General features: G+C 33.0%; 18 protein-coding genes, 1 tRNA gene, 1 pseudogene and 1 CRISPR repeat array. Of the genes and pseudogenes, 3 read left to right on the top strand and 17 right to left on the bottom strand.

The features are described 5' to 3' along the window. Window positions 1-5: 5 nt before the first annotated feature. Window positions 6-582: direct repeats of the CRISPR family, unit length 46 nt; unit sequence GTTGTGAATTGCTTTCAAAATTGTACTTTTATCTATTGTTCGCAAC. Window positions 583-699: 117 nt separating this feature from the next. The 16 genes and pseudogenes from cas2 to V7M80_RS11360 all read right to left on the bottom strand — a co-directional run bounded on the left by cas2 (window position 700) and on the right by V7M80_RS11360 (window position 19,920). Further along, window positions 700-1,047, bottom strand: coding sequence for a CRISPR-associated endonuclease Cas2 (gene cas2, locus V7M80_RS11435; protein ID WP_333696231.1), 348 nt, complete (start codon window positions 1,045-1,047; stop codon window positions 700-702). After that, on the bottom strand, window positions 1,040-1,936 hold the full coding sequence (gene cas1 / locus V7M80_RS11430; protein ID WP_333696230.1) for a type II CRISPR-associated endonuclease Cas1: 897 nt from the start codon (window positions 1,934-1,936) through the stop codon (window positions 1,040-1,042). The genes cas2 and cas1 overlap by 8 nt, the downstream gene beginning before the upstream one ends. Continuing rightward, a complete protein-coding gene (gene cas9 / locus V7M80_RS11425; protein ID WP_333696228.1) occupies window positions 1,933-6,261 on the bottom strand; it encodes a type II CRISPR RNA-guided endonuclease Cas9 in 4,329 nt (1,442 codons plus the stop codon). Before cas9 ends, cas1 begins: the two co-directional genes overlap by 4 nt. Before the next feature lie 271 nt (window positions 6,262-6,532). Beyond that, window positions 6,533-7,789, bottom strand: coding sequence for a site-specific integrase (locus V7M80_RS11420; RefSeq protein WP_333696227.1), 1,257 nt, complete (start codon window positions 7,787-7,789; stop codon window positions 6,533-6,535). A 271-nt stretch (window positions 7,790-8,060) separates the two neighbouring features. Continuing rightward, window positions 8,061-8,148: transfer RNA gene (locus V7M80_RS11415), tRNA-Ser, on the bottom strand. Between the two features lie 155 nt (window positions 8,149-8,303). Further along, a complete protein-coding gene (gene ribB / locus V7M80_RS11410; protein ID WP_333696226.1) occupies window positions 8,304-9,434 on the bottom strand; it encodes a 3,4-dihydroxy-2-butanone-4-phosphate synthase in 1,131 nt (376 codons plus the stop codon). A gap of 538 nt (window positions 9,435-9,972) precedes the next feature. Further along, window positions 9,973-11,406: pseudogene (locus tag V7M80_RS11405) on the bottom strand (LptF/LptG family permease); the annotation flags it as partial. A 7-nt stretch (window positions 11,407-11,413) separates the two neighbouring features. Beyond that, window positions 11,414-12,055, bottom strand: a complete 642-nt coding sequence (locus tag V7M80_RS11400) for a LolA family protein (RefSeq protein ID WP_333696223.1) — start codon at window positions 12,053-12,055, stop codon at window positions 11,414-11,416. 1 nt (window position 12,056) lies between these two features. Next, a complete protein-coding gene (locus V7M80_RS11395; RefSeq protein ID WP_333696222.1) occupies window positions 12,057-14,498 on the bottom strand; it encodes a DNA translocase FtsK in 2,442 nt (813 codons plus the stop codon). A gap of 32 nt (window positions 14,499-14,530) precedes the next feature. Further along, a complete protein-coding gene (locus V7M80_RS11390; protein WP_333696221.1) occupies window positions 14,531-14,917 on the bottom strand; it encodes a diacylglycerol kinase family protein in 387 nt (128 codons plus the stop codon). A gap of 7 nt (window positions 14,918-14,924) precedes the next feature. Further along, window positions 14,925-15,422 (bottom strand): thiol peroxidase, encoded by a 498-nt coding sequence (gene tpx, locus V7M80_RS11385; protein ID WP_333696220.1) that lies wholly within the window; start codon window positions 15,420-15,422, stop codon window positions 14,925-14,927. Window positions 15,423-15,537: 115 nt separating this feature from the next. Next, the gene (locus V7M80_RS11380; RefSeq protein WP_333696218.1) at window positions 15,538-15,795 is read right to left on the bottom strand and encodes a DUF6952 family protein; all 258 of its coding nucleotides are present in this window, start codon (window positions 15,793-15,795) and stop codon (window positions 15,538-15,540) included. Beyond that, entirely contained in the window at window positions 15,795-16,109 is a 315-nt protein-coding gene (locus V7M80_RS11375; protein WP_188361797.1) for a thioredoxin family protein, read from the bottom strand. The genes V7M80_RS11380 and V7M80_RS11375 overlap by 1 nt, the downstream gene beginning before the upstream one ends. Before the next feature lie 96 nt (window positions 16,110-16,205). Continuing rightward, on the bottom strand, window positions 16,206-16,844 hold the full coding sequence (locus V7M80_RS11370; RefSeq protein WP_333696213.1) for a peroxiredoxin: 639 nt from the start codon (window positions 16,842-16,844) through the stop codon (window positions 16,206-16,208). 283 nt (window positions 16,845-17,127) lie between these two features. Beyond that, a complete protein-coding gene (nhaC, locus tag V7M80_RS11365) occupies window positions 17,128-18,609 on the bottom strand; it encodes a Na+/H+ antiporter NhaC (protein ID WP_333696211.1) in 1,482 nt (493 codons plus the stop codon). Window positions 18,610-18,693: 84 nt separating this feature from the next. Then, the gene (locus V7M80_RS11360; protein ID WP_333696209.1) at window positions 18,694-19,920 is read right to left on the bottom strand and encodes an aminotransferase class I/II-fold pyridoxal phosphate-dependent enzyme; all 1,227 of its coding nucleotides are present in this window, start codon (window positions 19,918-19,920) and stop codon (window positions 18,694-18,696) included. A 162-nt stretch (window positions 19,921-20,082) separates the two neighbouring features. On the opposite strand from V7M80_RS11360, the gene V7M80_RS11355 reads away from it, so the two are divergent. From V7M80_RS11355 to V7M80_RS11345, 3 genes are all read left to right on the top strand, one after another. Next, a complete protein-coding gene (locus V7M80_RS11355; protein WP_333696207.1) occupies window positions 20,083-20,544 on the top strand; it encodes an Lrp/AsnC family transcriptional regulator in 462 nt (153 codons plus the stop codon). Between the two features lie 73 nt (window positions 20,545-20,617). After that, window positions 20,618-21,763 carry an N-acetyl-alpha-D-glucosaminyl L-malate synthase BshA gene (gene bshA, locus V7M80_RS11350; protein ID WP_333696206.1) on the top strand — a complete coding sequence of 382 codons (1,146 nt, stop codon included), beginning with the start codon at window positions 20,618-20,620 and terminating at the stop codon, window positions 21,761-21,763. A 3-nt stretch (window positions 21,764-21,766) separates the two neighbouring features. Further along, window positions 21,767-22,186 carry a protease complex subunit PrcB family protein gene (locus tag V7M80_RS11345; RefSeq protein WP_333696204.1) on the top strand — a complete coding sequence of 140 codons (420 nt, stop codon included), beginning with the start codon at window positions 21,767-21,769 and terminating at the stop codon, window positions 22,184-22,186. Window positions 22,187-22,221: 35 nt separating this feature from the next. On the opposite strand, the gene V7M80_RS11340 is transcribed toward V7M80_RS11345, so the two are convergent. Further along, window positions 22,222-22,704 (bottom strand): hypothetical protein, encoded by a 483-nt coding sequence (locus V7M80_RS11340; protein WP_333696202.1) that lies wholly within the window; start codon window positions 22,702-22,704, stop codon window positions 22,222-22,224. Window positions 22,705-22,813: the final 109 nt, after the last annotated feature.

Genomic DNA, 22,813 nt, shown 5'->3' with positions numbered 1-22,813 from the left:
AATAGGTTGTGAATTGCTTTCAAAATTGTACTTTTATCTATTGTTCGCAACTTAGTTAACGAAGAGGCAATCAAGAGAGATGTTGTGAATTGCTTTCAAAATTGTACTTTTATCTATTGTTCGCAACATTGTAAGCGTGTATCTGAAACTGATCTAAGTTGTGAATTGCTTTCAAAATTGTACTTTTATCTATTGTTCGCAACCTTTTATTGATGAAGCATCTCAATGCGTTGTTGTGAATTGCTTTCAAAATTGTACTTTTATCTATTGTTCGCAACTTGGCTTCAATGATAACATTGTGCAATCCTGTTGTGAATTGCTTTCAAAATTGTACTTTTATCTATTGTTCGCAACGATAAAAGATGGTGCACCAATTATCTACACGTTGTGAATTGCTTTCAAAATTGTACTTTTATCTATTGTTCGCAACAAACGACAGGTTTGATTCACAACCATTAACGTTGTGAATTGCTTTCAAAATTGTACTTTTATCTATTGTTCGCAACAAGTAGATAACACACCTTTTCTGATTATAAGTTGTGAATTGCTTTCAAAATTGTACTTTTATCTATTGTTCGCAACCTATTGGCTTATAATAGCCTGATAGGTTGCGAGTTAGATAAAGGTATAGAAATTTAAAAAAAAGGAGTTTTATTTATGAATTAATCCTAAACGAGTAAAATTTAAATTCTATTTTATTTAAAATAATTCCAATTGTTGAGAAGGTTTTTCAGGTTCGACCGGTTTTTTTCCATAAAAAAGTTCCATCATGCCAAATTGTTTATCCGTAATTTGCATGACACCAATTTTTCCGAGCTCCGGAAGATTGTTTTTGATTCTTTTTGTATGTACTTCTGCATTTTCACGGCTTGCACAAAACCGCATGTAAATTGAAAATTGAAACATACTAAAACCATCGTCCAATAATTTCTTACGAAATCCACTGGCCATTTTTCGCTCTTTTCGCGTTTCTGTGGGCAAATCAAAAAATACAAGTATCCACAAACTTCTGTACTGATTTAAGCGGGTATAGTGTTGATCATACATAAACCGGGTATAAGATTTTTCGAGAACTTCCCTCAAAACACTCATAAAGGGAATTAGTCGTTCTGCTCATGGCCACCATCAATGGGCTACTTTTCCCATCCAATTGCACATCGATACTGGCCACACTCAATAACTGCTTCTTTAAATCAACCGTCAATTCATCATAGTTATCTTCTGTCTCTACTATATGACTTACAATCAAATCCACATAAGGCCTATAGGGTTCCATAATGTCATCCGCCAAACAATAAGCATTGTACTTATTGCGATGAAAAATACCTAACGTGGGCAACATACCCGAACTTACCAAGGCTCGTGCAGTGATGCCACGCAAAATTGCATATCCATAATTCAATAAATTATTCGGTGCTTTTCCTTTTTGACTTCGGTTAAAATTTTCATCTCCAAAAAGTTTTGACCAATAATAAACTGCAGCTCTCGACTCATGATTTAAACTATCCCCAGAAGTAACCTCTTTTGACCATAGCTCCATCTTTCGGGCAGGAATTCCTTTTTCTTTCAGTAGACCTGCTTGATTCATTATTTTGGCACATATTGTTTGTTGCCATAAGTTTTTTTTGAGTGGGAGAGAAGCATTAATTTGATGTTTGAATCGTTCGGTTTGCTCACTGTGCCCACTCAAAGGCATTAATAATCCTACAGGCATATGCTGTTGATCACAATTAATTACTGCCACATTATTGTGGATCAGTTTTTCTAATAATCCAATGGTAATCGTTATTTGTTGGTTTTCTAAAACAATCACCCCGATATCTTCTATAGCCACCGTTTTGGATTCCAGTTCCTTTTGTGGATAGGAAACCAACAATTGCTCATTTTTAGTACTTAAATAAGCGGGGTTACCGAAGAAAAGGGTGCGTTTGATCATGATTTGGCTTTTGAAATATTTCCTAAACGGTCTGAAATAATCTTGAAACAAAACTCTTTAATAGATTTACCATTAAGACTTTGATAACAATCTTGGGACCCAAATTCTATTTTTTTTACAATGGTATCAGCAATAGTATGCTTTAGAAAATAAATTTCTTTACCACTAAATTTTTGAACCACATAAATATTCTTACTTCTTTCTGATATATTTTTCCAATACTCTATAAACAAAGGACTTGATTCATCCAAAATAACTTCTTCATCGTCATCTGGGAGATATACAAAATCTCCTTGTTTTAAAGAAAAAAGTAATTTTGCTTTATTTCTTTCTTCAAAATAATTTTTAAATAAAACTTCAGTATTAAAATTTTTCTTGTCTTCTGAACCATTGAAATTAGATTTTAAAAGTTTGGCTGCGTCGAAAAAAGTAATCAAGTCGTAATGACGTTCAGTTTTATTCTCTTTTAATTTTTTGTTAAATACTTCTTTCTCCATCACTGCAAATAGATAATTATCTCCCGTTTTAACATAAAGAGAATTATTAAATGATTTTTGTCTGTCTAACTTTTGCAATGAAATATCATCTTCATCATTAGTTTTCTTCTTTTTGGATTTTGACGGATCTTTATAATAAATTTTTATCGTTGAAATTGGTGGATGTGGTTTTGGATTTCCTTGTTCGTCTTTTCGTTCAGCAAGTTTTTTATTTAAATCTAATATTCCTTCGGCTGAAAACGCTTCTTCTTTTTTACCATAAAATTTTAGATGTTCCTCTATTATTTTCTTTAAAAATGGATTTACAATTTTTTCTATTGTTTTTTCTGTAGCAAATTGCTTTCCTGCAAGTTTATTAATTGGAATCCTATATATTTCCTTTCCATTCGAGAGACCATACAAAGTTCCTTCGTGTAATTGTCCTCTTAACTTTATTTGTCTATTTCCTTGAATATCATATTGCAACAAAAGTTTATCTTTAGGCTTATGTGAAACAATAATTTCTTTAAGTTTTTGCTCTGCTTCTTCGGGGAAACCATTCCATGGCATTTCTATAGCTCTGAATTTCTCCAGCTGATTAAATATTTCTCTTCTTTTTTCTTCTTCTGAATTCAGTACTTCGTCAAGCAATTCTGTTTTAGTACCACTAAAGCTAGGAAAGAATTTTTCTTTGTTTTTATCTAACCATTCTTTCAGAACTTGATTGAGATCATTTAGTCTTTTGATATGCGCAGCTTGCGTACAAGCTATAACAAGGGCGTCCATTGCGTGATGTCTATGATCTATTCTTTTACTCCAGCCTTTTATTATTAGTTTATTGTTTTTCTTTCTAATAAACTCGTTTTTGAATTTCTTAATAAAAGTTTCTTCATCTAAAATAGGTTCATTAAATTCAACACCAGCTTTTTCATATTCTTTAACCTTGTTTTCAATTTCTTTCTTATAATTATCATATTCTAATTGAGCAAGTTTAGGTACTATAACTTCATATCTTTCTTTAAGTAAAACTTTAAATTTATCTGTTAACCCCCAATGATTTCTAAGATAGTCTGTAACTCCTCCAGTTGTAGTTTTTACATTTTCGTTCCCAACAATTTTGTTCAATTCTTCACGGATACGGATGGAAATATATTGAGTGTCTTTTATCTGTCTTTGTATAGGATCTTCTGGTATGGAAGTTGCCAAAAGGTTTCTTCTTTTTTTTCCTGAAAAATATTTGTTTGCGTGATCTATAAACTGATCTTTTGTAAAAATTTGGTAATTTACTGAACCTACCTCGAAATATTCCATAGAAGTTCTGTTTCCCTTTTCATTATTGATGGATTTTTCACAAATCACTTTATTGGAAAGGGAATCATCAAAATATCTTGATTGTGGGATGATGTGATCAACATCATATCTTTCACGATTAAACAGTTCAGAAAGCGGAATTGGCTGTCCTGTATATGGTGATATATGACCTTGAGATTCCCAAAGTTTTAACTTTTCTATTTCAGATTTGGACGGATCATTATAGTTTTTAAGATATGCTTCCTGCAAGTTTTCTTGAGAGACCCACAATTTATATTTTTCAATATTTGCAATTGAAATCTCCTGTTTAAGTTCAATCAATTTATTTCTGATTTCCGCATTATGTTTCTGACTTCTTAAATTTGCAGAATAAATTTTACCACGTTCAACCGCATTATTTTTAAGCTCCCTCGCCAGCTCTACTCTTATTTCATCCGGCTTAAAACCATATTTTTTCCAAATATCTCTTACAATAATTAATGCCTCATTAATTATTTGTTCCGCTAAAGGATTTCTTAGTTCTCCTTGTTTTAATCTTGAAATCTGTGTATATTCTTTAATTAACTCATCTTTAGAATATTCTTTAGCAGTATGCTTATCATAAACCAATATGGTTGCAATAGCATTTACTATGCCTCCACCAGTTAAAACATCCTGATTTTTGTCTAAAAATTCCTGAGCAGACTTTTCAAATGGATCTTCAACATTTTCATTCAGAAGTTTAATGATTTTATCTTTTAATGTATCAGAAAAATTTTGATCAAAATACTTTCCCGCTCTTACCAATGGTAAAATATTTTCAATTGCTTTAAGGCTAAGGTTAGAATAATTTCTACTGAACTTTATTTTAGACATCTTAATCGCAATTGCATCCTTATTTTCCAAGTCTTGTGAATATTTTTCGATAAAAGCTAATATTCTAGAAGTTCTATCACTTGTCAAATCATATTCATTCCCCTTCCCATTATAAAGTATTTCCCAAAGTTCCACTTGCTTTTTAAAATCATCCAAAAGAAATACATTCCACAGTTCTCCTAAAGTTTTTTGCAGAATTGCTTTTGTATCATTTCCTTTTAACTTGTCTTTGACATTCATTCCGTTAAGAAAATCTACATTCTCTCTCAGATTAAATTCTTTTTTGAGTTTATTAAGTATTGGACTAAAAGAAACCTCTTTTTTGCTTTGCAGTTCTTCATATAACCACTCTTTTAGAGCTGTTGGAATTGGTCTGTCAATATACTTGTATCTGATTTCACCTTTTCGATTTACCCCATTTTCAATTTTTGTATTAATGACTAGTTTATTTATCTGCTCCCAAATTTTATATTCCTGAAAAACAGGATGACTTTTAGCTACTACTTTTTCAGTCGGTTCAAAACGACAGTTAGAAATTAAATCCGATTGATCTTTTAATTCTCTTTGATAAAATACAACCTGATTTTTAATAACATACTTTAGACCTTTTTCTAATCCTGTTTTTCGTAGCTTTTCCTGACTTTCTTTTTGTCCTGGAAATATGAATTCCACTATTTTTTGTAATCTATCCATTTCTAAATTGTTTAGAAATGGATAATATTTCGATTGTTCTTTCCAAACTGCTTCAAACTCCGATTCATAGCGAGAACGCAAAATCACATTGTTGCGGATTTTTGACCATTTATTTTCTTTTAGAATATCGAACAACAGTTCTGAGATAAAATATTCTCGACCGAGTTCCTTTGATTTATCAGCTAATTGTTTCTCGATATTTTCCATTTTCTTTCTCCAACTTGTTTTGTTGGGAAGTTTTATGGTAATAGTATCTCCTGACTTAGCACGACGAATATTAACCTGAAGCTCTAAAGAATCATCTTCTTTTAAACTGTCCAAAAAAGTTTCACCCTCAATGATTCCGTCTTCCGTTTCAATCGAAATTTTTCTTTTATTTAGTTTTTTCTTATTTATGATAACTTCTTCCAGCAATCCTAATGAGAGAACTTTGGAAAAAACCACCAAACTCTCATTTCTTTTTTCTTTTTCTTCGCTTTCATCATCATTATTATCTTCTTTTTCTGGTTCTGAATTACCTCCAGAATAACCTCTTAATTGATTGTATTTATAAATAATTTTACCTAGTTCTTTCAATTCAATTTTTTCAGTCAATGCTTTTACACGCAATTCTAGTAAATCAAAAGCCGTTAACTGATGTTGATTTTTAGAAATTGGAAGTATTGAAATTTTATCTAATTTATTTGGATTTGAAAAGTCATTTACCAGCTTAATTTGATCAGGTAGCATTCCAAGTTCTTGCAAAATATAAATCAGTTTATTTCTTCTCTGTTTATATCTTTTATTGAGTTTCCTCGTTCCTCTTGCTATTCTTCTGTTAGCATTTTTAGTTTGAGCTTGTCCTTGTTCAAACTTACTTAATTCTGCTCCCATCGGGATAACACGACTACCCATTCCAAGAATTTTACCTTGTTTGTTTTCAAAATCTTGTTCTATTAAAGCCCATCCAATGCTGTTTGTTCCTAAATCTAATCCTAATATTTTTTTCATAAAAATGGTTTATTTTGCAATGTATATAAAAGAAAAAAATGTGTTTTACGGAAATCCGTAATGTATATTTAAAAATTAATTTGTATTATTGTACTACAATTTTGAAGCAATTCACAATAAGGATTATTCCGTTGTGAAAACATTCAAAGCGGCCTCTCAAGGGTCGCTTTTTTTTATAGGCAAAAAGAGTACTTTTAGTAACTAAAATTTTGTGGTGTTCGATTTTTAATTACTAATGTTGTTTTTGGAATTACTAAAATATAAAAAAACTTTACATTATCTTTTTTTGACCATTGGAAATTTTAGAAATTGGAAGCTTTGAGAGTTTTTGTTTTAAAATAAGCATATCCTCACTCACTTTTCTATCCAAAACTTTTGCATAGTGTTGTGTGGTTCTCAAGTTTTTATGCCCAAGCATTTTACTTACACTTTCAATAGGGACTCCGTTTGTAAGGGTTACAGTTGTTGCAAAGGTATGTCGAGCAATATGAAAGGTTAGCTCTTTTTCGATTTCACATATTGCTGCTATTTCTTTCAAATAGGCATTCATTTTTTGATTGGATAGGATAGGGAGGAGGCGACCATTATTTAAGCATTGTGGATGATTCTCGTATTTCTCGATTATCATTTGAGTTACCGGAAGAATTGGAATCTTAGAGGCACTTTCCGTTTTTTGTCTGTGTGTGAAAATCCATTTTTCACCATCAATTCCATAGCTTATATGTGATTTTGTTAAGTTTTTGACATCTATGTATGCTAAACCGGTAAAGCAGCTAAATAGAAAAATATCTCTGACTAAAGACAGCCTTTCTGTTTTGAAATCTTTTTCGATTATGGATTGTAATTCGTTCTCAGTTAAAAAAACTCGTTCAACCTCTTTGACTTTGGATTTATAATTTGCGAAAGGATTTTTATCGAGCCAATCATTATTTAAACAGATTTTGATTATTTTATAAAAATTTTTGATGTACTTTACTGTAGTGTTATTTGAACAGTTCCTAACGCTTCTCAACCAAAACTCGTAATCGGTTATGAAGGCATGATCAATCTTCTTAATATCAATATCGGATATCTTGTATTTCCATTGCATAAATTCGATAGTATGCTTGAGTGAAGTAGTGTAGCGTTCTAATGTTCCTGGTGCGTATTCTTTACCAACCAATTCTTTTATTTTGTTGTTGTGATCTTGGAAGATGGGAACGAGCATTCTTGGACGCTCATCTTTTCCAGATAGTTTGCTTTTAAAACTTTCTGTTGTTATCAATATTTTTCTATGGATAAATTCCATCTCAATTTCCCTAATTTGACCTCTAAGTAAATCAAGATGTCTATTTATTGAACTTGCTTCAACTGAAGTTCCTTTCATTTTACCCGCTTCTGAAGACCATTTGGAGATTTCTACAAATCGATTGGTGCTTAATTCGATTCGTTTGCCATCAATTGTAATTCGTGTGTAGATTGGAACTAATCCGTTTGCATTGGCTTTTGCTCTCTTAGCGTAAAAGAGAATAGAAACTTTTGTTTTCATGGTGGTGACCTTTTTTAGTTGTTATTAAATTTAACTTCGTAAGGACTAATCTACAAGATGTACAACTTCTAAACGGGTTGTTGAACTAGCTGTAAAACCCTGTAAATACTAGTCTGAAACAAAATTCGGTTACCCTGATTAGAGTTTGTTTAGGGTAACCTATTTTATCCCTTTAGGTTCACGTATGAATGAATGATTTGATAAGAATTAAAAAGAAAAAACCCTTAAAATCATACGATTTTAAGGGTTTTAATTCAATTTGTATTTCTACTGGCGGAGAAAGAGGGATTCGAACCCCCGGACCTGTTACAGTCAACAGTTTTCAAGACTGCCGCAATCGACCACTCTGCCATTTCTCCAATAAACCGCAATCATTTTGCGATTGCGAGTGCAAATATAGCATGTTTTTTTGTTTATGCAAGCGTTTCTCTTTTAAAAAAGTATTGAAAAACAATCTTTTTTTATAACGGTTTCATATTCTTTTACTTAGTGTAAAATAGGTAATCAAAAAAAATTAAAAAGGAACGTATTCTGTAATTTCCAGTCCGTATCCAATCATACCTACTCTTTTTGTTTGTTCAGAATTTGAAAGTAAACGAATTTTTGAAATATCTAAATCATGTAAAATTTGAGCTCCAATTCCAAAATCTTTTGAATCCATTTTGATAGGAGGTGCTTTCATTTGGCCATCTTCCTGAAGTTCTTTGAGTTCACCTATACGTTTTAGTAATTCAATTGAAGGGATCTCTTGGTTGATAAAAAGTATTGCACCTTTACCTTCATCGGAAATACGAGCAAACATGGCTTCCAATCTTCTGTCGGAATTATTAGTCAAAGTTTCTAAAATATCATTGTTTACTTGCTTAGAATTGATTCGAGTTAAAACGGGATCACCTTGATTCCAACTTCCTTTTGTTAAAGCAATATGAACCTGTTTGTTGGTAGTTTGAAGGTAGGCTCTCAATCTGAATTTTCCAAAACGGGTAACCATTTCAAAATCTTCTTTTTTCTGTATCAAACTATCGTGTTGCATTCTATAGGCTACCAAATCTTCAATTGATACTAGTTTTAAATCAAATTTTTTGGCTACCTCAATTAATTCAGGAAGTCGCGACATAGTACCGTCTTCATTCATAATTTCACAAATAACACCAGCCGGATTAAATCCGGCTAATCGAGCAAAATCAATTGCGGCCTCGGTATGTCCTGTTCTTCTTAAAACGCCTCCTTGCTTGGCAATTAATGGAAAAATATGACCTGGACGTGCTAAATCATAAGGTTTGCAATCCGGATTTACAAGTGCTTGAATGGTTTTGGCTCTATCTCCAGCAGAAATTCCGGTTGTAACACCATGACCTTTGAGATCTACAGATACTGTAAATGCCGTTTCCATATGATCGGTATTATTGGTTACCATTGCATGTAACTCTAATTCTTTACATCTGCTTTCGGTTAAGGGTACACAAATGAGACCACGGCCATGCATTGCCATGAAATTTATCATCTCAGGAGTAACTTTATCGGCTGCAGCTAAAAAATCGCCTTCATTTTCTCGATCTTCGTCATCTACAACAATAATAACTTTCCCTTGACGTATATCTTCAATTGCCTCTTCTATAGTATTGAGCTGAATTTTCTCTGACATGATGTATTTATTTTCGGTATTGTGATATGAATGCTTTTACTTGATTTCGGTTGTAATAATATAGGAATATAAAAAAGGGAAATCCCACTAAAAAGGTTATCCAGATTGAAATATCTAGGGGTTTTCCGGATATTCGACTCATACTTTCCAAAGTTTGATGGATTTTGTATAAGAAAATATAGAAAACAATTAGATTAACAATACCAAAAACAATCAATATAGGCACCATTGTTCCGCTCAAAATCATTGCAAGCAAATAACATATAAAAGTGATTTGATTTTGGGATTTAAATTGACTGTAAAGTGAAGTTAGTTTTTCATATTCTTCATTTCTTAAATCTCCACTCTTGGCCAAATCTTGTTGTGTGATACCTCTAGTTTCTAATATTTTTAAAGCTTTTAATCGAAACGTTTCAGTATAGTCAAATTGTTTGGCATTTTTTACAGTTTGAACTAGGGATTCATCTGATAAACTGTTTAGTTTTTCCCAATCTTCATCCGGTGTAAGGGTAACTGAATTTAAATCGACTATTTGAGTTTTTCCTTTTTCTTCTTTTGTTGCAAACCATTTTTGAAAGGGAGCTGTAATCCAATCAAAGTTTAACATTAACCCGATATCGTTCGTAGCTCTGTAGGTTAGTAATAATGCAAAAGGTGTTAAAAGTAAGGATGACATCCACGCCCCTAAAAAAGGAGTGATGCCGTCTTCTTGAGCTACTTTTTTTCCAAAAACATTGATAAAATGATACACTATAAATATTACCATAGCAAAAACTATAGGCAATCCCAGTCCGCCTTTGCGAATGATGGCCCCAATAGGTGCTCCAATAAAAAACATCAAAATGCAAGCATAGGCAATCACAAATTTATCATACAATGCAAGCCAGTGATTGTTAATGTTTTTAGTTTTTGAGGCAAATTCAAATTGAGATCCTTCAATACTGTATTTAGTGTTGGCCACATTCGATTTGGCAATTTCAAGCAATTGAACTTTTTGATAATTTTCTAATATTGAGGTAACATCCGAAATTAAAGTATCTTTTACTTTTGGTTTGTTATGTACGTCTGAATTGATAACAGAAAAGCGTTGATGTAAATTTTCAGAAAACGAAATTATATCCTTCTTTTTATTGGTTTCTAGTGAATCAAGTGTGTATTTCAACTCATTCACATTGAGCATTGTATTGGTATTGGTAATTTGATCTTCCGGTAAATCCGATTTTTGCAAGGGAGCCAAATCAAAATTGATGATGTATTTTTCAAACGAACTCTTGGCAAAAGGAACTTTATTGCGTTCTTCAAAGTTCTTTGGAGTGACATCTTGGTAAAAATTCCCATCGTAAAGTACCAGTTGTAAAAAGTTGGAGTTCTCATTACTAATTAATTCTCCTCTCTTTGATTTTATCACCTCGGTTGTTCCAACACCTAAGTTTGAAATTTTATGTATGGTTACATCTTGAAGTAGATTTTTATTTTCACCATATTTCTTTTCCACTTTTATGGTATAACTGCCTACGGTGCTAAATTGTCCTTCTGCAATTGCCATAGAAGGTTTTTGTTGTATGATGGTTTTTCTTAAGTTTACAAATTTGAATTCGGCTTGAGGAATAACATTATTTGCAAAAAAGAAAGCGGTAAGACTCAATATTAGAATAAAAACGGTTAGCGATTTCATGGCTCGCTTTAGTGAAATTCCGGAAGATTTCATTGCTGCAAATTCATAATTTTCAGCAAAATTCCCAAAGGTCATAATAGATGCCAATAAGACCGATAAGGGCAATACTAGGGGTACAACTTTGGGTGAGTAGAAAAGTAAAAACTTTACGATCAAAAAGCTATCTAAATCTTTACCTGTTAAATCTGCTATAAACAACCAAATTCCTTGTAAAATAAAAATAAAAAAAAGGATAACAAATACCGTAGCAAATGTATTAAGAAAGGAAGTCAGTATATAGCGATCAAGAATTTTCACCTCAGAATTAGTCTATTCTATTGATGTAGTAATTTTTGTATTTACTCTGGTCAAAGATAAACTGATTTTTTGAAATGGGTTGATTGGTTTTGAAAGAATTAACAACGAGGGTAGTTTTTGTTCCTTTTTTTCCAATTTCTATTAAGTTGTATATGTGTTTCGTTTGAATGTCTATACCCAGCAATATTTCTTTTCGCTCGTCTTTAGAACTGATGGGAACCAGTTTGATGTACTGAATTTTTCTGCCTTTAACATCTTGAACAATATCCATATAATATTTATATCCGGAGTTAAAGAAAGTCAACATTTTAGATGGAGTGATGGCATTTTCATCTTTTTCATCTACTTTAGAAATGGTAATTTCTTCATCTTCGGGTACAATAGTATAGGTTTTTTTTCCGTCAAAAATTTTTGTAACCCCCATAAAGTTTAGGTAATAGAGGTTTCCTTTTAAAGTTACACTGCCTTTGCTTTCTTGGTTGATGTTTTCCTTTGTATTTTGGAGTGTGTATTTAAAATCGATAACAATATTATCATATGATTTTACTTTGGCAGTTACTTCATCCAAGAGTTCTTTTGCTTTTTTATCTTGAGAAAAACTTAAAGAAGAAACAAATAAAAAAATTACAATCCAGAGGTTTGGTTTCATTTTAGGCATTATTATTTTCATTATTAAAAAATTCGTTTAGCGAATTCAAATCAGGGATATTTACAGAACGGGCTTTACTACCTTCAAAAGGTCCTACAATACCGGCCGCTTCGAGTTGATCTATAAGTCTCCCGGCTCTGTTGTAACCTAGTTTTAATTTACGTTGGAGTAGGGAAGCAGACCCTTGTTGTGCTGTAACAATAATTTCTGCAGCTTCTCTAAACATTGAATCGCGTTCTGAAATATCTATATCAAGCACTGTGCCATTTTCTTCTCCAACATACTCCGGAAGTAAATAAGCATTGGGATAGGCTTTTTGGGAACCTATATATTCGGTAATTTTTTCTACTTCGGGCGTATCAACAAAAGCACATTGAACACGAACCAAGTCGTTCCCGTTTGTGTAAAGCATATCTCCACGACCAATTAACTGATCGGCACCTTGAGTGTCTAATATGGTTCTAGAGTCAATCTTTGAAGTAACCCGAAATGCAATACGTGCCGGAAAGTTGGCTTTAATTAAACCGGTTATTACATTAACTGATGGTCTTTGAGTTGCAATAATTAAGTGAATACCAATGGCACGGGCTAATTGAGCTAAACGGGCAATGGGCGTTTCTACCTCTTTTCCGGCAGTCATAATTAAATCGGCAAACTCATCTACTACCAAAACGATATAGGGTAAAAAACGATGTCCCTCATTAGGATTAAGTTTACGTAATTTAAATTTCTCATTGTACTCCTTAATATTTCGGACCATAGCATCTTTGAGCAATGAATATCTATTGTCCATTTCAATACAAAGTGAGTTTAAAGTATTGATTACTTTGGTGTTGTCAGTTATAATTGCATCAGATGTATCGGGCAATTTGGCCAGATAATGACGTTCAATTTTATTAAAAAGGGTAAGTTCAACCTTTTTAGGGTCAACCAAAACAAATTTAACTTCTGCCGGATGTTTTTTATATAAAAGTGAAGTGAGAACTGCATTTAAACCCACAGATTTTCCTTGTCCGGTAGCACCCGCCATTAAAAGGTGAGGCATTTTGGCTAAATCGACTACAAAAGTTTCATTAGAAATGGTTTTACCTAATGCAATTGGAAGTTCCATTTCTGCTTCTTGAAAACGTTGAGAAGACAAAACCGATTTCATAGGAACCATGGTAGGGTTTTTATTGGGTACTTCAATACCAATTGTACCTTTTCCGGGTATTGGAGCTATAATTCGAATTCCGAGTGCCGATAAAGATAATGCGATATCATCTTCCAAACTTTTAATTTTTGAAATTCGTATTCCGGCTTCCGGAACAATTTCATATAAAGTCACAGACGGACCAACGGTTGCTTTAATTTGAGCAATATCAATTTTATAATTTCGTAGCGTATCTACAATTCGATTTTTATTTTCCTCGAGTTCTTCTTGGTTTATTGTAATACCTGCAGAACCGTATTCTTTTAATAAATCAAGAGTGGGATATTTGTAATTGGAAAGTTCTAAAGTTGGATCAAATTCGCCAAAATCTGCAACCAATCTGGCAGCCAAATTTTCTTCAATTTGTTCTTCTTCCGGAGCTTTTTCTATGACAAATTGTTCATCATCTGTCTGAATTATTTCGGGTTCCTTAGTAATTGGAGAAGGTTGAGAAGGAATCTCTTTTTTGATTTGGGGTTCCAAATTTATTTCGGATGCATTTTCAATGGTAGGTTTTAAGGCTTCTTTATTTATTTCAAAAGAAAATGGTTTTTGGGGTTCATCTTCTTGAGTAAAATCTTTAGCACTTTCGGTTGAAGTTTTATCAAAAGCCTTTTCTGATTCCGCTTCTACAATATAATCATCACCTGAAACAACGGCTTTGGGCTTCAAAAACTCTTGAATAGAATCAATCGAAATATTTACTTTGAAAAGTAAGTAAATAATTAAACTAAAAATTAGAACAAGGATAATCCCGGGTCTTCCCATGAAATCTTCGATGTATAAATTCATTTCATACCCAACAACTCCGCCAAGTTCAGGGATGTAATTGTGAAAAAATCCGAAAAGAAGAGAAAAATTTAGCAAAGCAAAAAGATCCCAAAACCATATGTTTTTTAGTTTTTTGAATTGTAAATTCAAAATTAGATACCACCCGCTAACAAAGAAAAGTTTGACAAATAAAAACGAAGCAATCCCAAAACCTTTATAAAGAAATAAATGAGCCAAGTAAGCTCCTAATTTGCCCAACCAATTATTGACTCCTACGGTTCTATCAGAAAGAATGGATACAGCACTTTGGTCTTGTTTCCAATAAATAAAAAAGGAAACCATTGATAAGAACAAGGCAACAGAAAATAAAATAAAAACAATCCCCAGCAAAAATTTTTGTTGTTGGGTTGGTTTTCCAATTTTGGAATTTATTTTAGAATTATCTGTATTCTCTTTTTTGTTGCTTGTTGATTTGGTCATACCGACAAAATTAGTGCAATTTGATTTGACGATTAATTAAAACATTGCGAAATGTAAGGAACATAAATTATACATCCAATTACTATAGCCGTAACAGCTGCAAAAAACACGGCACCTGCAGCAATATCTTTTATAAAACCGATTCGTTCATGATAATCCGGATGAACAAAATCAGCTATTTTTTCTACAGCGGTATTTAATCCTTCAATAGAAAGAACTAAACCTATGCAAAAAATTTGAATTATCCATTCCACGGTTGTAATATCAAAATAAAATCCGGCCCAAATCACTAAAATTCCGATAAAAAATTGAATTTTAATGCTAGGCTCAGTAAAAATTAGTTTTTTAGCTCCATTTAAAGCAAATAAAACACTTTTTAATCTACCTTGCACAAAGCGAGACTCTTTTTTGAATTCCATCACGAAGTTACAAAACGCTTAAGGCGGCTTCGTAATTAGGCTCGGTTGCTATTTCTGGAACTTGTTCGGCATGTGTTATGATACCGTTTTCATCAAGGACAATAACCACTCGAGAGTGAAGTCCGGCTAATGGTCCATCTGTAATGGTTAAGCCATAATTATCGCCAAAACTTCCGGTTTTGAAATCAGACAAATTTTCAACATTTTCAATGCCTTCAGCTCCACAAAAACGTTTTTGAGCAAAAGGTAAATCTCTGGAAATGCACAATACTTTTGTGTTTTCTAATGTAGATGCTTTTTGATTAAAAGTCCGAACTGAAGTTGCACATACACCGGTGTCTATACTAGGAAAAATGTTTAATACTAATTTGCTTCCTGCATAATCCTGTAATGAAGCTACGGATAAATCGGTTTTTACCAATTGAAAATCAGGTGCTTTTGTACCTACTTTTGGTAATTCACCAGCAGTGTGAATAGGATTTCCTCCTAAAGTTATTGTTGCCATCTGTTGTTTTTTTTTAAGAATTCAAAAATAGGAATTATTTGCCAAAGTTTAACGCATTCTACAAACAAAAAAACGCTTCAAATTTGAAGCGTTTTAATTGGGTTTTGTTTGGAAATTATTGGTCTATAGAACCTAATACACGTTGCATAAAACCGTTTAGGGCTTCTTTTTTATCCATACCGTTTCGAATAGATTTGTGTACTTCTAAAGCCCCATACATATTGGAAATCAATTCGCCAATGACATCCAATTCTTCATCTTTTAAAGAAGAAACTTCTGTTAAAGCCTCCAAAACTTCGATGGTTTCAACCAAATAATCGGGGTCATTGTCTTCAATAAATTGAGTCAAATGTTTGATTACGGGTAATTTCATTAGTTTGCTGAGATTTCGGAAACCAATTCAGCCAAAACTTCTGCTTTATTGGTTTGAGTTTGATTTACTAATTTGCCATTAACAAAAGTGGCAAAGGTTGGTAAGTTGGAAACATTAGCCAGCTTTCTTGATTCCGGAGCATTTTCCGCATCTACCAAGATAAATGTAATACCGTCGTTTTCTGAAGCCAATTTTTTAAATTTAGGCTTCATAATTCTGCAATTTCCACACCAAGAAGCAGAATATTGAACTACCACTTTGTTGTTTTGATTCACTAAATCTTGCAGTGTGTCTTCGGTTAAATCGATTAACATATATTTTTTATTTTTTAAATTTTCAATGGCAGTTACAAATTCAAGAAGCTACAATTTGTATTGAATTTTCCCATTGCCATTGTAAATGATATTTGTTTAGTTTTGACTTAAATAAGCGGCTGTACTTAAGCGATCTGCTGTCATTGCGTCTTTACCTTCTTCCCAGTTAGCCGGACAAACTTCACCTTTGGTTTGAACATGTGTATAAGCATCAATCAAACGTAAATATTCGTTTACATTTCTACCCAAAGGCATGTCGTTTACACTTTCGTGGAAGATTTTTCCGGTTTCATCAATTAAATAGGTTGCTCTGTACGTTACGTTTGATCCCGAGATTAAATAGCTTTCAGTGTCTTCATTATATTCACCGGCTTCAATATCTAAAATTCCAAGTGCAGAAGACAAGTTTCGAGTAGTATCTGCAATTAATGGGTAGGTTACGCCCTCAATTCCGCCGTTGTTTTTGGCAGTATTTAACCACGCAAAATGCACTTCATTAGTATCGCAAGAAGCACCAATTACAATAGTGTTTCTTTTTTCAAACTCAGGTAAAGCGGTTTGAAACGCATGCAATTCAGTTGGACAAACAAACGTAAAGTCTTTGGGGTACCAAAACAAGATTACCTTTTTGTTGTTCTTTACAGCTTCGTCTAAAACGTTAATTCTCAAATTGTCTCCCATTTCAGAAATGGCATCTACAGTGATGTTTGGAAATTTCTTACCTACTAATGACATAATTGTTTATTTATTTAAATGTTAATTTCAGTTGCAAATTTACTACAATGCCGGAATTTTAGTCCTGATAATTGTCATTCATTTTCTTATCTAGGTATTGGTTTTACTGATGCTAAAGGCAATTGTTATCTAAAACAATTAAGTCTGTAATTTTAAATGGGTAAAATTTTAGTATCTCTAATTTTAAAACTAATTTGATGAAGAATTAACAATTGTTAAAATTAAATTAAAATAAAAAAAACTGCCTTTTAAAGCAGTTTTTGTGTTTTAGGATATGAAAATCTTATTTAGAAGTAAGTTGTTTGATTTTAATATTAAATGCGGCAAATGTCAATGTCATAAACGGACTGATAATATTGAAGAAAGCATAGGGTAAATACGTTAATGTTGGTACATCTAAAACATCTGCTTGATAAGCTCCACAAGTGTTCCATGGAACCAATACTGAAGTAACCGTTCCTGAATCTTCTAACGAACGACTCAAATTTTCAGGAGCTAATCCTTTGTCTTGATATGCTTTAGCAAACATTTTTCCGGGTACTACTATAGCCAAATATTGATCAGAAGCAGTTAAGTTCAATGCTAAACAACTAGCCACCGTACTCGCAAACAAGCCTAAAGTGGTGTGGAATAATTTTAATAGCGAATCCGTAATTCGGGTTAAAGCTCCAATGGCTTCCATAACGCCACCAAAAACCATGGCACAAAGAATTAGCCAAATGGTTCCCAACATGCCTTTCATTCCTTTGGAAGAAAACAAATCAGTTAACATTGCATTTGAGGTTTCAATAGAGGTTTGAACCGTAATAGCATTCATAACACCTTTATAACCTGAAAAAATTGAAAGTTGATTACTCCCGCCAATTTTAGCCACTAATTCCGGTTGAAAAATCAAAGCAAATAAGCCTCCCAAAAGTGTTCCTATTAATAAAGCAATCAAGGGTTCGGTTTTCTTTACAATGAGTAAAATTACAATTCCGGGAACTAAAAACAACCAAGGTGATATCGTAAATGTTTCTTTAATAGAAGTTAGCGTTGCAGAAGAATCACTCACACCGGAAGTGTTTTGTGCTAAACCTAAAAAAATAAATATGATTAACGTTAACACCATGGTTGGAACGGTTGTTAATGTCATATAGCGAATATGGGTAAACAAATCGGTTCCTGCCATAGCCGGGGCCAAATTTGTGGTGTCGGAAAGAGGAGAAAGTTTATCTCCAAAATAAGCTCCTGAAATAACAGCTCCGGCAACCATTCCCAAAGGCATTCCAATTGTACTTCCTATTCCAATCAAGGCAATACCTACGGTTGCAGAAGTTGTCCACGAACTTCCGGTTGCTATTGAAATAATAGCACAAATCACCAAGCAAGCCGGTAGAAAAATAGCCGGATGCAAAATTTGTAATCCGTAATAAATCATCGTTGGAATTACACCACTCAATAACCACGTTCCGGATAAGGCTCCAACCATCAAAAGAATTAAAATAGCTCCCGAAGTTGACTTTATATTTTTGGATATATCTTCCATCATGGCCGCATAGGTAACCTTATTTCTAAATCCTACTATTGCTGCTATGGCCGCACCTATAATCAAAGCAAATTGATTCGGACCCGAAGTAGCATCGTCCTCATAGGCATAAACGTTATATCCTAAAATTCCAATTAGGAGGAATATAGGTAGTAATGCTTCAAAAAGTGAAAGATTTTTATTTTCAATGAGTTGTTCGTCTTTAGGATCTAGGGGTTTAATGTCTTGACTTTCCATGAATACTATTTAATGTTGCAATATATAAAAAATCATGATAATGGAATACAAAAAAAATCCGATTCAACTGAATCGGATTAGGTTTTAAATCTCTTGAAGTACTTTTAGAATGCCCAGTTCAACCATACAGGCTTTCATCATTTGATAGGTGCGTTCTATATCGTTGTCTAAACCAATAGAAAAGCGAATTAAACCATCGGTTAAACCCATTTCTTTTTGCTCTTCTAATGGAATTTCGGAAGAGGTTGAAGTGCCGGGAGCACTAAATAAGGTTTTGTAAAATCCTAAACTAACAGCTAAATATCCCAAATTTCTATGCTGCATTAATTCCATTAGTTCGTTTGCTTTTTCTAAAGTTCCTACATCTAACGTCATCATACCGCCGTAACCGTATTCGGTATTTATCATTTTAGAATATATTTCATGACTGGGATGACTTTTCAAACCGGGATAGACTACTTTTAAACCTTCATTTTCAAATTTTTTGGCTAAATAAGCGGCATTATAGCTATGTTGTTTCATGCGAATATGAAGCGTTCTTAAGTTCTTTAAAATACTGGCCGAACGAAGACTATCCATTGTTGGTCCCAATAACATACTGGCACCGTTATTAACGTTTTTTAAATCATTAATAAATTCTTGAGAGGCACAAACTACTCCGCCCACAGTATCACTGCTTCCATTGATAAACTTTGTCAAACTGTGAATTACAACATCTGCTCCCAATTTTGCCGGTGCTACCGAAAGTGGCGAAAAAGTATTGTCAACAACTAATTGGATATTGTATTTTTTGGCCAACTTAGCCAGGCTTTCAATATCTGCAACTTCTAATAAAGGATTACTTACGGTTTCGCAATATAATACTTTGGTATTCTTTGTTATAGCTGCTTCTACAACATCTAGTTTTGTGATATCAACAAAGTGGGTTTTGATATTCCACTTGGGTAACATGTTTTTCATAAAAGCATACGTTCCGCCATAAATGGTTCTGCTTGAAACAATTTCATCTCCCGAAGAGCAAAGTTGTAACAAAACCGGAGTGATAGCACCCATACCAGATGCGGCAACGTTGGCACTCTCGGTTCCTTCCATGGCAGCTAGTGCTTGACCCAAGTATAAATTCATTGGCGACGAATGACGAGAGTATAAATAACACCCTTCGGCATTTCCTTCAAAGGTGTCAAACATGGTTTTTGCGGAGAGAAACGTATAAGTTGAACTGTCTGAAATGGAAGGGTTTACACCTCCAAATTCACCAAAATATTGTAAATCTTGTATTTGATCGGCCGGGTTGAATGATTTCGAATTCATTTTTAATGATTTAGTTGATTACAAATTTCGTAAAATTTAGTTTTTTTTACAATAATTACAAATTAAAATAGATTATAAATCTATTTAAAATTAAATATTTAGATTTTTATAAAGTAGAAACAAATTTTATTAACTTTGTTTAGAATATAAAACTATGAGTTTATGAATTTTGATGAGTTAGATAAAAAGTTATTGCTATTGCTTCAAACCGATTCGAAAATGACAACCAAAGAATTGTCGTTAAAATTACATTTATCGGTTACGGCGGTTTATGAACGAATTAAGAAGCTGGAACGTGAAAAAGTTGTAAAAAAATATGTTGCCCTTTTAGACCGTAATAAAGTAAACAAAGGTTTTGTGGTTTTTTGTCACATTAAACTCATTCAACATACAAAAGAATACTTAACTACGTTTGAAAATGAAGTGGTTCAATTGAGTGAAGTTTTAGAATGCTTTCATGTAAGTGGAGATTATGACTATATTCTTAAAATTTGTGTAGGTAGTATGGAAGAATACCGAGAATTTATGGTAACCAAATTGACTACTTTACAGCACATAGGAAGTACACATAGTTCATTTATGATTGGAGAAGTAAAAAATACAACCGTTTTTGAATTGAATTGATTCTGAATTTTTAACGATTTATTACCAATCATTGGGGCTAATAATAGTAGTTTTGTTATTAAAATAAACATACATGAAGATCGCTATAGTTTGTTATCCAACTTTTGGAGGAAGTGGGGTTGTAGCAACCGAATTAGGTTTGGAATTGGCCAAAAGAGGTCACGAAATACATTTTATTACGTACAAGCAACCGGTAAGATTGGCTTTGCTTAACCCTAATGTTTTTTATCACGAAGTAACTGTACCGGAATATCCCTTATTTCATTACCAACCCTACGAATTGGCCTTATCGAGTAAATTGGTAGACATGGTTAAAATGTACCATATAGAACTATTACATGTACATTATGCTATTCCGCATGCGTATGCCGGGTATATGGCAAAACAGATTTTGAAGGACGAAGGAATTCGCATTCCAATGGTTACCACATTGCACGGAACAGATATTACCTTGGTAGGAAATCATCCCAACTACAAATCGGCTGTAACGTTTAGTATAAACAAATCGGATATTGTGACTTCGGTTTCGCAAAATTTAAAGGATGAAACCAATAAGTTTTTTAAAATAACAAAAGAGATTGAGGTAATACCTAATTTCATCGAATTGGATAAAGTTGAAGTAGCCGAGGGAACTCCTTGTTATCGAACTTTGATGGCTAAAGATTCTGAAAAAATAATTACCCATATCAGTAATTTTAGAAAAGTTAAAAGAATTCCCGATGTAATTAAGATTTTTTATGCCATACAAAAGGAAATACCGGCAAAGTTGATGATGGTGGGCGAGGGACCAGAAAAGGAAAAAGCTGAGCTTTTATGTGAAAGTTTAGGTATATTGGATAAAGTAATCTTTTTTGGGAACAGTAACGAAATTGATAAAATTTTATGTTTTACCGATTTGTTTTTACTCCCCTCTGAAACCGAAAGTTTCGGTCTGGCAGCTTTAGAAGCCATGGCTTGTGGAGTTCCGGTTATTTCTAGTAATACAGGTGGATTACCTGAAGTAAATAGTGATGGTTTTTCCGGTTATTTAAGTCCGGTTGGAGCTATTGAGTCGATGTCATCCAATGCTATTTCTATTCTAAAAGATGAAGCAACTTTAAAACTTTTTAAGAAAAATGCTATGGAAGTGGCTAAACGATTTGATATAACGCAAATTCTTCCCATGTATGAAGCTGTATATGAAAAAGCAATTCAAAATCAACACAATACAATTTTGTAAATTATGAAAAAAATTTTGGGATTAACCGCAGTAGTACTCGTACTTTTTGGTTGTTCTGTTCAAAAAAATCAGGATAAGCCTGAGTTGTTCGAAATTTTAAAACAACAAGAACAAGGAGGGGCATCTTTTCGATTTTATGAAATTATAACCGAAGCCAAAGAATTTAAAATGCTTTTGAATGATAACGATTTGAAGAAAAAAATCAAATCTGAAGATATACAAACAAGTAATTTTATTTTAGTTAATCTGGGCGAGAAAACGTCTGGGGGCTATTCAATTTCGGTAGAATCTATTCAGGAAACGGATACAGATATTATTTTAACACTAAAAGAAAATTCACCTACCGGCATGGCCACAACTGTAATGACTTATCCCATGGCAGTAATACGAGTGAACTCTAAAAAGAACATCATAATCAATTAAAAAAAACGTCCCTTTTGGGACGTTTTTTGTTTTTGTTAAAATTGGTAACGAATACCTAACGCGATATCCGGTCCAAAATTATCTCTTCTGTAGTCGTCTCCTCCTAAGTAAAACTCAGGTCTAAAATCTAAAGACAACAACAAAGGAATATCAAAATTGTACTCAATACCAATATTTCCGGCTAATAATGCAAAAGAGCCATCCACATCTGCTTTTTTGTTATTCCAACTACCTATACCGGCACCTACACCCGCATACCAGTTAAAACCACCATCAATGTTCCACACCCAATGGTACAATCCAACTAATTTGAATGCATCCACGTTTTGGCTGTTTCTCCAACCTAAATCAAATTCCAATCTGTTGTTTCCGGATAAACCTCTTTGGTATGAAATTTCACCTCCAAAACCATCGTTATCCCCTAAACGTAAACCTAAAGCGTTTTTTGAGATTTCTTGTGCATTTGCACTGATTGCGAAGCCAAAAATAAGCATGGCAGATAAAAATAATTTTTTCATTGTTATTGATTTTAATGTTTATACAAATATAACGCTTTTAACTTACAAAACGTATGCCAAGGCTATTTAAACGCTATAAATCTTACAAAAATTTGTTCTAAGAAACTGA

The sequence above is a fragment of the Flavobacterium sp. genome (genome assembly GCF_036759525.1).
Classification (GTDB): Bacteria; Bacteroidota; Bacteroidia; order Flavobacteriales; family Flavobacteriaceae; genus Flavobacterium.
Note: the sequence above shows the minus strand (reverse complement) of the source record. Positions and strands in the feature narration are given on the sequence as shown.